This window comes from Leptospira abararensis (genome assembly GCF_016918735.1).
GTDB classification, from domain to species: Bacteria; Spirochaetota; Leptospiria; order Leptospirales; family Leptospiraceae; genus Leptospira_A; species Leptospira_A abararensis.
The window spans coordinates 124,807-137,559 of the sequence record NZ_JAFFPR010000050.1 but is presented as its reverse complement, the minus strand read 5'-3'; the positions used below and the strand labels follow the sequence as shown (position 1 = coordinate 137,559).

At 38.9% G+C, this 12,753-nt stretch carries 14 protein-coding genes; 4 read left to right on the top strand and 10 right to left on the bottom strand.

The features are described from left to right. Nucleotides 1–70: 70 nt before the first annotated feature. Complete coding sequence (locus JWG40_RS14210; RefSeq protein WP_232369387.1) at nt 71–448, bottom strand: winged helix-turn-helix transcriptional regulator; 378 nt, start codon at nt 446–448, stop codon at nt 71–73. Nucleotides 449–609: 161 nt separating this feature from the next. Here JWG40_RS14210 and JWG40_RS14205 point away from each other — a divergent pair, with 161 nt between their 5' ends. Continuing rightward, nucleotides 610–990, top strand: a complete 381-nt coding sequence (locus tag JWG40_RS14205) for a DoxX family protein (protein WP_205286446.1) — start codon at nt 610–612, stop codon at nt 988–990. A 17-nt stretch (nt 991–1,007) separates the two neighbouring features. On the opposite strand, the gene JWG40_RS14200 is transcribed toward JWG40_RS14205, so the two are convergent. After that, a complete protein-coding gene (locus JWG40_RS14200; protein ID WP_232369386.1) occupies nt 1,008–2,105 on the bottom strand; it encodes a glycosyltransferase family 4 protein in 1,098 nt (365 codons plus the stop codon). Nucleotides 2,106–2,236: 131 nt separating this feature from the next. On the opposite strand from JWG40_RS14200, the gene folE reads away from it, so the two are divergent. Further along, nucleotides 2,237–2,809 carry a GTP cyclohydrolase I FolE gene (gene folE, locus JWG40_RS14195; RefSeq protein WP_332470881.1) on the top strand — a complete coding sequence of 191 codons (573 nt, stop codon included), beginning with the start codon at nt 2,237–2,239 and terminating at the stop codon, nt 2,807–2,809. A gap of 83 nt (nt 2,810–2,892) precedes the next feature. After that, nucleotides 2,893–4,857: an acetate--CoA ligase gene (gene acs, locus JWG40_RS14190; RefSeq protein ID WP_205286444.1), complete on the top strand. Its 1,965-nt coding sequence runs from the start codon at nt 2,893–2,895 to the stop codon at nt 4,855–4,857. A 110-nt stretch (nt 4,858–4,967) separates the two neighbouring features. Here the strand turns inward: acs and JWG40_RS14185 are convergent, their stop codons facing one another. Continuing rightward, nucleotides 4,968–6,137 (bottom strand): tetratricopeptide repeat protein, encoded by a 1,170-nt coding sequence (locus JWG40_RS14185; protein WP_205286443.1) that lies wholly within the window; start codon nt 6,135–6,137, stop codon nt 4,968–4,970. A gap of 70 nt (nt 6,138–6,207) precedes the next feature. Between JWG40_RS14185 and JWG40_RS14180 the strand changes: the two genes are divergently transcribed. After that, complete coding sequence (locus JWG40_RS14180) at nt 6,208–8,355, top strand: sodium-translocating pyrophosphatase (RefSeq protein WP_205286442.1); 2,148 nt, start codon at nt 6,208–6,210, stop codon at nt 8,353–8,355. A 126-nt stretch (nt 8,356–8,481) separates the two neighbouring features. On the opposite strand, the gene JWG40_RS14175 is transcribed toward JWG40_RS14180, so the two are convergent. The 7 genes from JWG40_RS14175 to JWG40_RS14145 are packed head-to-tail and all read right to left on the bottom strand — an operon-like array spanning nt 8,482 to nt 12,735. Next, entirely contained in the window at nt 8,482–8,904 is a 423-nt protein-coding gene (locus tag JWG40_RS14175) for an Ig-like domain-containing domain (protein ID WP_205286441.1), read from the bottom strand. Between the two features lie 21 nt (nt 8,905–8,925). Beyond that, nucleotides 8,926–9,315, bottom strand: a complete 390-nt coding sequence (locus tag JWG40_RS20035) for a TRL-like family protein (protein WP_269751587.1) — start codon at nt 9,313–9,315, stop codon at nt 8,926–8,928. Continuing rightward, nucleotides 9,251–9,496, bottom strand: coding sequence for a hypothetical protein (locus tag JWG40_RS14165; RefSeq protein WP_205286439.1), 246 nt, complete (start codon nt 9,494–9,496; stop codon nt 9,251–9,253). Before JWG40_RS14165 ends, JWG40_RS20035 begins: the two co-directional genes overlap by 65 nt. Beyond that, entirely contained in the window at nt 9,493–9,810 is a 318-nt protein-coding gene (locus JWG40_RS14160) for a TRL domain-containing protein (protein WP_205286438.1), read from the bottom strand. The genes JWG40_RS14165 and JWG40_RS14160 overlap by 4 nt, the downstream gene beginning before the upstream one ends. Before the next feature lie 3 nt (nt 9,811–9,813). Beyond that, entirely contained in the window at nt 9,814–10,629 is an 816-nt protein-coding gene (locus JWG40_RS14155; RefSeq protein ID WP_205286437.1) for a hypothetical protein, read from the bottom strand. A 2-nt stretch (nt 10,630–10,631) separates the two neighbouring features. Beyond that, complete coding sequence (locus JWG40_RS14150) at nt 10,632–11,483, bottom strand: SGNH/GDSL hydrolase family protein (RefSeq protein ID WP_205286436.1); 852 nt, start codon at nt 11,481–11,483, stop codon at nt 10,632–10,634. Further along, nucleotides 11,470–12,735 (bottom strand): dicarboxylate/amino acid:cation symporter, encoded by a 1,266-nt coding sequence (locus JWG40_RS14145; protein WP_205286435.1) that lies wholly within the window; start codon nt 12,733–12,735, stop codon nt 11,470–11,472. Before JWG40_RS14145 ends, JWG40_RS14150 begins: the two co-directional genes overlap by 14 nt. Between the last annotated feature and the right edge of the window lie 18 nt (nt 12,736–12,753).

The following is a 12,753-nucleotide window of genomic DNA, read 5'->3' as shown; positions in this document are numbered from 1 at the left end:
GGTTCTGAGAATCAGTCTCTTAGGAATCTTTAAACCTGACAAGTATTTTTGAACCCGAGAATTCGGTTTTTTATGGCCTCGGATCGGAACCTGTGTGGTTTTTTTGGTAATGAGAAACTGCCCATTGTGTTAACTCATGGATCACTTTTTCTAACGATTTTCCGTGCTTTGTGATGGAGTATTCTACTCCTGGCGGAAAGGAATCGATCACAGTCCTATCAATTAACTGTATTTTCTCTAGATCTTTCAGCTCTTTCGATAGCATTTTATCTGTAATTCCTGGAATTTCCTCAGCAATTTCTTTAAATCGTTTATTCCCGAACGAGAGAGACATAATAATAGGCAACTTCCATTTACCTCTCAAGATCTCTAGAGCCTCACGAAGTGGTAAAATTAAATTAGCACATTCACTATGGTCAGGTTTACATTTTAGATCTTTTCCCTTCATCGCAGTTCCATTCTACGATCTTGGATCTATTGAGCCACGTCAACCGAACGAAAAATCTCAGTTTTTCCAATATTTTTCCAGCAAAAACCACTCATGATAATATCTAAACAATAGTAACTATACAATATATAGTTACAGGCGAGATTTTTTAGGAGTTTTTTATGAATCTATTTCGAATCATCTATTGGGTATCGACAGCGATCCTTTCTTTTTTGATGCTTTTCAGCGCGGTCAGTTATTTTGTGAATCCCGAAATTGCTGTCGGATTTAAACATTTAGGTTTTCCTGATTATTTCAGAGTGGAATTAGGAATTGCGAAATTGATCGGATCGATAGTTATTCTCATTCCCCTATTTCCTCATCAATTTAAGGAGTGGGCTTATGCGGGGTTTGGAATTACTTTTATTTCAGCAGCGATTGCACATTCCCAAAGTGGTGATCCTCTATCTATGGTAATTGCTCCCATTGTGATCTTCGGAATATTGACTGTGTCTTATGTTTTTTATCATAAGACAAAATCAGTATCAGTGCTATCGACCTAATTTAGATGCCTTAGAATCTAAATAGAAAGGTATTTGTAAACGTCAGCTAATGCTTGAATCACATGGTGCCAAAGGAAACGGTTTGCATTGGTCAGACCTTTCTTTTGGTATTCCTTTTGTAATTTATCATTCGATAATAAAAATAGAATTTTGGATTTTAAATTTTCCTTAATATGCGGATCAAAGTATTCCGCAGACGAATCTAAAATTTCAGGAAGAACACTTGCATTAGAAGAAAGTACAACAGTACCTACACTTTGTGCTTCCAATACGGGAAACCCAAATCCTTCATACAATGATGGGAAAATGAAAAGTTTTGCACCTTGGTAAGCAAGAGGTAGTTCTTCATAGGGCAAGTGTGGAAGAAAAAAAATTAAATTTGGGTATTTGTCTTTAAATAATATTAGTTCTGTTGGAATTTCTTTACTGATCCCTCCAATCACAAGTGGAAGATTCGTTTTTTTTTCTTTCCATAATTCTTCTATGGCTTCTAATAAAAAAGGAAAGTTTTTGTGAGCTTTACCAATCCCGACTGTGAAAAGGTAAGATTTTGGAAGAGATTGGTTTTTTAAAAAATCGTTTAATTTCTTTGGAGGTTTTTTAAAAAAAATCTTTCTATCAATTCCGTTATAAACCACAGAAATTTTCTTTTCTGAATAACCAAAAGATTGAACTAAGTCTTGTTTGGTGAATTCCGAAACTGTTATGATCTTCAGGGCAAACCATTGAATCCAACGAAAAACAATTTGTATGTACACTCGTTTGACTATGGAACTATGAGCGGCTTTGAAGTGGTAAGGAATGAGATCGTGAATGGTAACAATACACTTTCGAATGTAGGGAAAAGGAATATTAAAATGGGGAATATCTAAAACATCCATTTTCGCCATTTGTGGGTGACCTAAAAATTCTTTCGGTGAATAGATATTGGTTTTGTATTCGATGATTCGTGCCTCTTTGGGTAGGTCGTATTTTTTTAAAACCGCAGGATCACCAAAGATAAATAGATCGGCAGTTTGAGAATGGATAGGCCAGAATTTTAAAATATGTTGGATACGAATCCCAATCCCCGAATTTTCAATCATCCGTGCATCGTAACCTATTTTAAGCCTCATTGGATCTTGATTATGTCCTTTAGAATTAATTTAAAAAAAAGGAAATGTGTCTTTTCCTTTCTGGTAGAGTCTAGTCAAATTGGTAGTGAATATTCTGCATTCATAATTTGAAAGGCAGCCTCACAAGGAACATATCTGTAAAAAGGAATCGGATGGAAAACTTAATCGAAGAAATCCTAAAACAAATTGGTGAAGATCCTACAAGAGAGGGTCTTACGAAAACTCCCAGTCGAGTGAAAAAGGCTTATGACTTTTTGACAAGCGGGTATAAAGCCGATTTAAACCAGATTGTGAACGGAGCCATCTTCGAAGAAAACACCACAGGGATGGTTCTTGTGCGAGATATCGAAATGTATTCTCTCTGTGAACACCATTTGCTTCCTTTTTATGGAAGGGCCCACGTTGCTTATATTCCTAATAAAAAGATAATTGGAATTAGCAAAATTCCAAGAATCGTCGATGTCTTTGCACGCCGATTGCAAGTCCAGGAAAGACTCACTGACCAGATTGCACAAGCAATCCAAGAAACTTTGGATCCTCTCGGTGTTGGTGTCGTAATTAAAGCCAAACATTTGTGTATGATGATGCGTGGGGTAGAAAAACAAAACTCAGAACTCTTTACTTCTAGTCTCCTTGGTCTATTTAAAACAGATCCAACTACCCGGAGTGAATTTTTGGATTTGATCCGAACCGGTTCGCACTAAGTTCAATTTTTAAATTCTATTTTTAAGATTCATGCTGGACTTTTCTAAAAAAAAGTTCAGCATTCTTTCTCTAGAGGGAATCTATGCCGAAAGAAAGAATCGTGGCACCGTCCAAAGACTTCGCCAAACTTGCGAACGTTAGCTTAAAAGAATACAAAGCCAAATACAAAGAATCCATTGAAAAACCAGAAAAATTTTGGGCTGAACAAGCAAAACGCCTAACATGGTTTAAAAAATGGACCAAAGTCCTCAAACATGATTTTGCAAAAGCAAAAGTGGAATGGTTTGTGGGTGGCAAACTCAATGTTTCTTATAATTGTTTAGACAGGCATCTGGATTCCCCACTTAAGAACAAAGCAGCTCTTATTTGGGAAGGCGACAACCCTGATGAATCCAAAGTATTAACCTATCATGACCTCCACCGCGAGGTGAATTATTTTTCTAATGTCTTAAAAAAGTTTCATGTAAAAAAAGGGGATCGCGTCCTCATTTATCTTCCTATGATTCCTGAACTTGCGATCGCCGCATTAGCATGCACTCGCATTGGTGCCGTACATTCCGTAGTTTTTGGTGGATTTTCTCCAGAAGCACTTCTTGGTCGTATCGAAGATTGTAAACCAACGCTTGTGATTACTGCAGATGGTGGATACAGGGGTGGGAAACCAATTGAATTAAAAAGAAATGTTGATGCCGCTTTAGAAGAAACCAAATTTAAAGTAAAAGATGTAATTGTTGTTAAGCGAACAGGTGATGAAGGAAACTTAAACTGGAAAGAAGGCCGCGACCACTGGTACCACTATTTAATGAAGGAAGCGGATGTCAGAAAAGAATGCCCTCCAGTGCCTATGGATTCGGAAGACCCACTCTTTATTCTTTACACTTCGGGTTCGACAGGGAAACCAAAAGGGGTTCTGCATACAACAGCAGGATATTTACTCGGGGCCAATCTTACTTTTGCGACTATTTTTGATTACAAAGAAACAGATACCTACTGGTGTACGGCAGACATCGGTTGGATTACAGGGCATAGTTATATTCTTTATGGACCTTTGTCCAATGGGGCCACTTCTCTTATGTTTGAAGGGGTTCCCAGTTACCCCGATATGGGCAGGTTTTGGGATGTGATTGATAAATACAAAGTCACTGTATTCTATACGGCACCAACAGCCATTCGTGCTCTGATGCGAGAAGGACTAGATCATATCAAAAAAAGATCTCTCCAGTCTTTACGACTTCTTGGTTCCGTGGGGGAACCCATCAATCCAGAAGCTTGGGAATGGTATTTTGCAAACATTGGTAAATCAAAATGCCCGATTGTGGATACTTGGTGGCAAACAGAAACCGGATCGATTATGATCTCTGGAATTCCTGGTGCAGTTCCGCAAAAACCAGGCTCTGCGAGTTGGCCTTTTTATGGAATTAAGCCCGTCCTTGTGGATAACGATGGAGTGGAAGTCAAAGGAAAAGGAGAAATTTCTGGAAACCTTTGTATCGCCAAACCTTGGCCTTCGATGATGCGAGGAGTGTATGGAGATTCCAAACGATTCTTTGATACCTACTTTTCTCAATTTAAGGGTTACTATTTTACCGGGGATGGTGCAAACAAAGATAAAGATGGATACTTTCGCATAACAGGAAGAGTCGACGATGTATTAAATGTTTCGGGTCACCGAATCGGATCAGCAGAAGTGGAAAGTGCACTTGTCGAACATAAATCCGTTGCCGAGGCAGCTGTTGTAGGGTTTCCACATGATATCAAGGGTCAAGGAATTTACGCTTATGTAACCGTGAAACAGGGAATCACGACCAATGATGCCTTAAAAAAAGAACTGATTGCGATGGTAGAAAAGGTAATCGGTAAAATTGCAAGGCCGGAAGTGATTCACTGGGCCCCAGGTTTACCCAAAACGCGCTCAGGAAAAATTATGCGTCGTATTTTACGAAAAATTGCCAATAACGAATTTGATACATTAGGAGATATTAGCACACTTGCTGATCCGTCCGTTGTACAATCGTTAATTGATGATAAAAAGAAATACCACAGTTAAGACCTGATTTTCCGTACATTCAATTCTTCTTCCTGTGCTTAAAATCAAAAGGAAGAAGGAAATGAATTCGAAATCTTTACTTTGGCTTTTAGATTGGTGAGTCTGTTATTTTAAAGATCCTGCGGAAGAGAAGAAAAAGGCCCTATGACTCGCAGGAATTCTAATTCTTCAAATTCTGCATCGCGATCAATTAGTTTTTGCCTAAATTCATTTGCCTTTGCCGTATCTCGTTTCGTAAACCAATAGATGCAAAAAAGTAAATACTCTCTATTTTTACGATAGGTGTTCTGATGGTTTTCTAATTCATTTGCCGTAAGTTTGTTTTGGTTCATATAGTCTTTCACTAATGAGTCAATGGCAAGAGTATCTCTATCTTTTCCAAGATTTGCATAACTTTGGCGTATGAGGAATAAAATCTCTCCGGCATCAGAGTCGGGATAAAATTTAAGTAAATTATAAAATCCGCGTCGAAACAAAGAGAGTGCTTCTAGATATCTCTGTTTTTCTTGGAGATAAACTCCATATCGCGTGAAGTATCTCGTTTCGTTTAAAAAAACCGTGGTAGTCCATTGATAAGCTTGTTCTAAAAGTTCGGATTGCCTGCCTCTTCTCGATAGAATCAAAGTTTCATACATAGCCTCTTCTCTTGGGAAGTAAACTAGGTACCGTAAACTTAAATCATCCGCTTCTTTCCATTTTTTGTTTTTGATATTTTTCAGAAGGCTTGTTTGCAGGGCGTCTTTTTCAGAAAGGAAGGTTTTATCAGATTCTAAAATTTGCATATACTTTTCGTATTCTAACTCTAATCCAAGTTGCCGGGATAAAATAGCAGCAGTATACAATCTGTATTTTGCATTTGGTTTTTGTTCTAAATACAATTGGGTATAGAACAAAGCTTCCTTTTGTTTCCTTTCCTTTTCGTAAAAATCAGCAATGTACAAAACTAAATCAAGTTGGTCTTTTTTCTTTTTGATAGATTCTTCATAGGCGTGGATCCCATCAAAGATTTGTCCCAGCTTCATATGGGCACGGGCGGAAAGATTGTAGTACCTATAGTCCGGATCGGGATTCAGTTCTTTGGCTTTGATAAGGAAGTCGAAGGCTTTCGCGGGGGTTTCCGTGACAATTTTATCTTCCGCCATACGCAAAAGATCTTCATAACCGTAAAAGGCCTTAACAGGGTTCAGAACCTCTGTTTCTGCTAAATTTGGGCTGGAAATCAGAAATAGACTTGTTGCCAAAACACCAAATTGCCATATTCTCCTAGACCGAAGTATCATCTATGGATTCTCATCGGTCATCTTCTAAATAATCTTAGAAATTCAAATAAACAATCTCAAAGAGGATCTCATGAATGTAGAGTTAATCATCATCGTCATGGCACTTGTTTCCATTGTCACGGCGATATTCTACGCAGCTAGGGTGGTTCGCATCCAAGTCGGCGCAGACGGTAGCGATGTAAAAGAAACCGCGAAACTAAAAGAAATCTCCGCTGCGATCGCAGAAGGGGCCATGGCCTTCCTGCTTAGAGAATACCGAGTCATTTTACTATTTATCAGTTTCATGACAGTTCTCATCTATTTACTTTTGGACAACCCAAAGACTGAGTTCAACGAAGGGATTTATACTTCCGTTGCCTTTGTATCGGGAGCCCTTATATCTTGCCTTTCTGGTTTTATTGGAATGAAGATTGCAACTGCTGGGAACGTTCGTACGGCCCAAGCGGCAAAAACTTCTCTTTCTAAAGCATTCCGAGTGGCTTATGACTCTGGAGCCGTAATGGGTTTCGGACTCATTGGTTTGGCTGTTCTTGGTATGATTGGACTTTTCCTTCTTTTTACGGGAGCCAACGTCGGAGTGGCAAAACACATCCTTATGGAATCGCTGGCTGGTTTTGGTCTAGGTGGATCTTCCGTGGCACTTTTTGGTCGTGTGGGTGGTGGTATTTATACCAAAGCCGCAGACGTAGGTGCTGACCTTGTAGGTAAGGTAGAAAAAGGAATTCCAGAAGATGATCCAAGGAACCCAGCAACTATTGCTGATAACGTCGGAGACAACGTAGGGGACATCGCTGGTATGGGTGCGGACCTTTTTGGTTCTGCTGCCGAAGCTACTTGTGCTGCTCTTGTGATTGGTGCGACGGCTTCTGCCCTTGCTGACGATAACTCCGCTTTACTATATCCACTTTTGATTTCTGCGATTGGAATTCCGGCATCTCTTATCACTACTTTCTTTGCTCGAGTGAAAGAAAATGGAAATGTTGAGAGAGTATTAAAATTCCAACTATGGATCTCCACTTTTATCGTAGCGATTGCTCTCTATTTTGCAACCGACATCTTTATGATTGAGAGTTTCCAAATTGGAGACAAAACCATCACAAAATGGAATGTTTATATTTCAGTCGCATTAGGTTTGTTTGCTGGTATGTTCATTGGTTGGATTACTGAGATTTATACTTCTCATTCTTACAAACCAGTACGTGAAGTTGCAGATGCTTGTGAAACGGGTGCTGCTACAAATATCATTTACGGGCTTGCTCTTGGTTACAAATCCACTGTGGTTCCAGTCATTCTACTTGTGATTGTGATTGTTGTTTCCAATATCCTTGCGGGTATGTATGGAATCGCAATCGCTGCTATCGGAATGATTTCCACAATTGCGATTGGACTTACTATCGATGCATACGGCCCAGTTTCTGATAACGCAGGTGGGATTGCAGAGATGGCTGAGCTTGGAAAGGATGTTCGTGATAGAACAGACACTCTTGATGCAGCGGGTAACACAACTGCGGCCGTAGGAAAGGGTTTTGCAATCGGATCTGCGGCTTTAACCTCGCTTGCTCTATTTGCTGCCTTTATCACAAGAACACAAAATGCTTCTAAAGAAATGGGAGAAGGTGCGATTGACCTCACTTCTATCGAACTTTTAGATCCATTAGTGTTTGGTGGTCTCCTTTTTGGTGCTATGCTTCCGTTTATCTTTTCTGCGATGACTATGAAGTCTGTAGGGAAAGCGGCTCTTGATATGGTAAAAGAAGTTCGTCGCCAATTCAAAGAGATTCCTGGTCTTATGGAAGGAACTGCAAAACCTGAGTATGCAAAATGTGTGGATATTTCTACATCTGCTGCTCTTCGCGAAATGATTCCTCCAGGTCTTTTGGTTCTTTTAAGCCCTATCGTTGTGGGTTATTTGTTTGGAGTGAAATCTCTTGCAGGACTCCTTGCGGGTGCTCTTGTTTCTGGTGTTGTGCTTGCGATTTCTTCTGCTAACTCTGGTGGAGCTTGGGACAACGCAAAAAAATACATCGAAAAAACAGCTGGTGGAAAAGGATCAGAAAAACACAAAGCTGCCGTTGTGGGTGATACTGTTGGTGATCCATTCAAGGACACTTCTGGGCCTGCGATCAACATTTTGATCAAACTTATGGCGATCACCTCACTTGTGTTTGCTGAGTTTTTTGTAACAAAAGGCGGAATTGTTTTAAATTTCTTTAGATAGATTTTTGAAACAAATTTTATTTAAGATTGAGGAGACTTCAATCTAGAAGTTTCCTTAAGAAAGATTACAGATAAAAATCCTTAAATAGAAACAAGAAGAGCCGGCGGAGACGTCGGCTTTTTTTATTTATAAGGTAGTGAAACTAAAACTTGTGTTTGTGCCGAGAGTCAGTCCAAAGATGGATTGAATGTTTTGATTAAGGGTGATGGTGTAGGTAGTTCCAGTGATGAGAGCACTTGCGGGTGTTAGGGTGATGGTTCTGTTGGAAGCACCACCGCTGAGACTAGGACACGAGGGAGAACAGCTGATATTTGTATTAAGAGAAGTGGATTCGATGGCTTGAGTCATCACAATGGTGATCGTTGGACTCAGTGAAACCCCTGTCGCACCATTGGTTGGAGATGTGGATTCAATTGTAAAGTTAGCTGATGTTTGTGTGATGAGAGGGAGTACGAGAACTCCAAGCAAAGAAGGTTTTGGCTCAGGTAAACAGGCCAGAGAGGAAAAAACAAACAAGAATAGAATTCGTATTTTCTTCCACATTGGCATAGGTTCTAGTTTTAGTTTCGACTAATTTCCCTTGGTAACCGTGCAGAGTTTTGCGTAAATCCCCAAGAAATTGTAACTTTCCAGTTCAATAGACGTAATTTCTTTGATGTTTCCGTTTTTCTGGGAGATTTCCACAGAGGCATCACCGAGAGCCAGGAGTCCCATATACGATTTTGCGCAGGCAATCCCTTCTTTGGTTGCTGGGAAACCTGTTTCCATCAAACTAATCCTTTGGTCCTCAAAGAGTAGTCCTTGCGTTCCAAAACCGGAACTAGCACAGGAGAATGTGAATAGGAAGAAGGAAATGCAGGTAACTCCAACAATTTTACTCTTCTCGGAGGTTGGTTTATTTTTTAAGTTCCTGGTCCAAGGCTTGCGAAAGTTTATTCTGCAAAATGATGATATCGTCATAGAGTTTTTTGATTTGTTCTTCTTTCTTTCGAATTTTCTCTGTCAGTGCATCAAAAGATTTATTGGACGCATTGTTTTTTTTGGAATGGAATTCCTTTAATTTGGATTCTATTTCTTCATAAATCAGTCCACTCTTGATTTTTTTTGCGAATTCACTTAGTGACTCAATGTTCTGTTTCATCGGCCTGTGATACGCAAACAAAGTTCTTGGAAAAAAAAATACTGATTTTTATAATAATGGTCTAAGCTGAGAATTTCTTTAGGTCGGGAATGGCGCGGGATATAATCAAAACTTGCATTTCCAATGCTCACCAAGCCGAAGTAATTTGTTGTACAAGATTCGGCAAATTTATCAGCAATGGAAGGTGCCTTTCCTGATGAATGCCAGCCTTCTTGGCCTTTGTTTTGAAGTAAAGTTACCGATGGATTTCCAATTTGTATGCTCAAACAATGGAAACAAAATAAAACCAAAGGTAACCCCAAATACAGCTTCATACTCTAGGGGCTTGTATCGAAGAAATAAAAATAGGAAAAGCGAATTCCACGATCCATTGCATTGTCTGCTTTGGGAAGAACACCTAACAATACAGAAAAACTAAAAGTTCCGAAACTCTCGGTATTCATAGAGATACCTGGATAAAAATTAAAATATCTTAAATTTTTATCTGCAATTTTATCGAGGGGTTCTCTATATTCGAGTTCTGTAAAAATGCGAACCGAATCTGAAATGGAAAAAGAGGGAGCAATTCCCACTTGGTAGTATCGTTTGAATTCTTCAAAATTAGATTCTCGCCCATGTTTATTGGTTTCTGTTTGGAAACGGAACTCTGACATGATTTGAAAAATTCCGTATTTGTAGCCTAGTCCAAAGTTGGGACGGATTAAATAGTAATCAGGATTTTCTCTTTCTCGGAACTGCGTGTTTCTTTTTTTGTCATACAAACGCAAACCCGCACCAATTAAGAACTGGGAAGAACCATTTTCGAAAACTTTTCCGTATTTGATTCCGGCATTCCAACGATCCCAAGTAATTTCTTTAGTTGTATCGGTTTGAGAGTATTCATTTCTTCCAACAGAAGAAATTACAGAAAATGATTCTGAAAATTTGTATTCTCCTTCAATGTTGACGTTTTTGTTTATCTCTTTGACCTCATTGAAGTTTTTATCCCAGTAAGAAACACTACCTCTGATTTTTGTGTAAACGGCAACAGGTTCGATTTGAAGAGGGTGAGCAAAACCTCTATTGTTTGACTGTGAATATAGAACTTCAGCGAAAAAAAGAAAAAGGAGGGAAATGATAATTATGTTTTTCATCTTTAAAATCCTACATTAGTGATCGGATAGATAGTTCTTGCTAATTTATCGGCAAGCAGTGTAAATCCTAAGTTATTTGCATGAATACAATCTAACATATATTCTGCGCGAGAGTTAGGTTTTCCACCTAAGGTATTTCTTAAATCTACATATATGAGGGAAGGTTCTTCACGGGTTACATCAAGCAGTAGATTGTTGAGTCCATCTAATTGTACAGCAGTAAATGCGGCCGCATCCGGTACAATTAGCCCAACTCGATCAAATTTAGATTTACATCCTTCATCGGAATTTGCAATGACCGGGGACATATATGGGTTCGGATAATCATACCCGTGGATAATCCATTTTAAGGGTGGGCCACCAAATCTGGCGATTTTGTATGCATTACCGGTAATGACCATGTGTTTGAGATTTGCTTTTAGAGTAGCCAAACGTTTTGCTTGAGTTGCCTCAACATTTCCAACATATTCAGAGAGATTTGCCTGGATGTCATTGCCACCTAAAGATAGAATGATGACTTTCATGTCAGCACCCCCTTGGTCAATGACCTGGAATTGAATACCCTGACTCACTACATGTTGCAATGTTCTTGAGCCAAGTGTTGCTCCAACAAATTTATAATGGAACTTATTTTCCAATTGCGGTCTCAGAGTTTCGACCAATGGAAATCCTAGGAGTATATCCGTCCAACTATCACCAATGATCCCTGTCCTAGCTGGAGTTTCTCCATTGCAAGCGGCAAATGATGTGCAGAGTATATTGCCTGCAATATCATCTAAATAATCCTTTTTATTATCACAATGGATCAGGAATAATAAGATTCCTAATAAAATTGAGTTTTTAAATTTTTTCATTGGGGTTTGTTTCCTTCCAGATATGGTCCATGATAAATGCACAAGATAGATCGCCGGTTAGATTTACTGAAGTTCTACACATATCTAAAAAGCGGTCAACTCCAAAAAGAATAGTGATTCCTTCTATGGGAATATGGAATGTATGAAGGATGGAAGCAAGGATCACGAGACCAACTCCAGGTGTTGCTGCGGTTCCAATGGAAGCGGCTGTTACTGTTCCAACTAACAAAAATAAGTCTAAAGTGGAAAGATCCACTTGGTAAACTTGACTTAGAAAAACCGTCGCCACAGCTTGATACAAAGCGGTTCCATCCATATTGACTGTGGCACCAAGAGGTAGAACAAAGTCAGCCACTGTTTCTTTTAATTTTAATTTCTCTTTGGCAAGCTTTAAAGAATAGGGTAGGACAGAACTGGAACTTGAGGTGGAAAATCCAAGTAAGGGAATTTCACGAACCTGGTTCAGGAATCGAAAAGGATTTTTTCTGGTAAAAATTAGGATCAAAATACCATAAAAAACTAGGATACAGAAAAGTCCAAAGAGAACTGTTCCAATGTAAGAAACAAGCCCAAAGAACAAAGAGAATCCAATTTGAACAATTGCATAGCTCATTAAACCTAACACGGCCAAGGGGGCTAATTTCATTGCTGTTGCAACCACCCAAAGGCAAAAACTTTCCAAGGAATGACAAAAAGCTTTTAATGCTGTGCCGGACTCTTTTGAAGTTAAGAAAAATATTCCTAAGATCATCCCAAAAAAAACGACCGATAACATTTGTTGTTTAGACCAAACGTTTACTAGGTTTTTAGGAATGATCGTTGCGATGATTTCTGGTACTGATTCAAGGTTTTCATTCAACTTCGTTTCTTGGAGATGCGCATTGATTTCAATGGTTTGTGATTGGATCTGTTTTCCGGGTTTGATAAGTAGGGTCAGTGAAATTCCAATACTCACAGCGATCACTGTGGTAAAAATAAAATAGAGTAGTGTTTTACTTCCTAAACTCCAAAGTTCTTTTAGATTACGTAAACTGGAAACACCGAGAGCAATAGACACTATTACTAAAGGAATCATAATCATTTGAAGGAGATTCAAAAAAATATCCCCAGGAAGTTTCATCCAAGGTAAAAATGGTTTCAGAGAATTTGCCGATACAAGTCCAGTTTCCGGATTGAATAGAATTCCGAATAACAAACCTAACAATAAAGATACGAGAATTTGAATCCAAAACGCAATTTTAGGAAGGAACATTTCCAAATTCTATCTTTT

Coding starts and splice junctions, on each gene's coding strand:
- JWG40_RS14210 (WP_232369387.1), bottom strand. CDS start 448: ATGAAGGGAAAAGATCTAAAATGTAAACCTGACCATAGTGAATGTGCT.
- JWG40_RS14205 (WP_205286446.1), top strand. CDS start 610: ATGAATCTATTTCGAATCATCTATTGGGTATCGACAGCGATCCTTTCT.
- JWG40_RS14200 (WP_232369386.1), bottom strand. CDS start 2,105: ATGAGGCTTAAAATAGGTTACGATGCACGGATGATTGAAAATTCGGGG.
- acs (WP_205286444.1), top strand. CDS start 2,893: ATGCCGAAAGAAAGAATCGTGGCACCGTCCAAAGACTTCGCCAAACTT.
- JWG40_RS14185 (WP_205286443.1), bottom strand. CDS start 6,137: ATGATACTTCGGTCTAGGAGAATATGGCAATTTGGTGTTTTGGCAACA.
- JWG40_RS14180 (WP_205286442.1), top strand. CDS start 6,208: ATGAATGTAGAGTTAATCATCATCGTCATGGCACTTGTTTCCATTGTC.
- JWG40_RS14175 (WP_205286441.1), bottom strand. CDS start 8,904: ATGCCAATGTGGAAGAAAATACGAATTCTATTCTTGTTTGTTTTTTCC.
- JWG40_RS20035 (WP_269751587.1), bottom strand. CDS start 9,315: ATGACGATATCATCATTTTGCAGAATAAACTTTCGCAAGCCTTGGACC.
- JWG40_RS14165 (WP_205286439.1), bottom strand. CDS start 9,496: ATGAAACAGAACATTGAGTCACTAAGTGAATTCGCAAAAAAAATCAAG.
- JWG40_RS14160 (WP_205286438.1), bottom strand. CDS start 9,810: ATGAAGCTGTATTTGGGGTTACCTTTGGTTTTATTTTGTTTCCATTGT.
- JWG40_RS14155 (WP_205286437.1), bottom strand. CDS start 10,629: ATGAAAAACATAATTATCATTTCCCTCCTTTTTCTTTTTTTCGCTGAA.
- JWG40_RS14150 (WP_205286436.1), bottom strand. CDS start 11,483: ATGAAAAAATTTAAAAACTCAATTTTATTAGGAATCTTATTATTCCTG.
- JWG40_RS14145 (WP_205286435.1), bottom strand. CDS start 12,735: ATGTTCCTTCCTAAAATTGCGTTTTGGATTCAAATTCTCGTATCTTTA.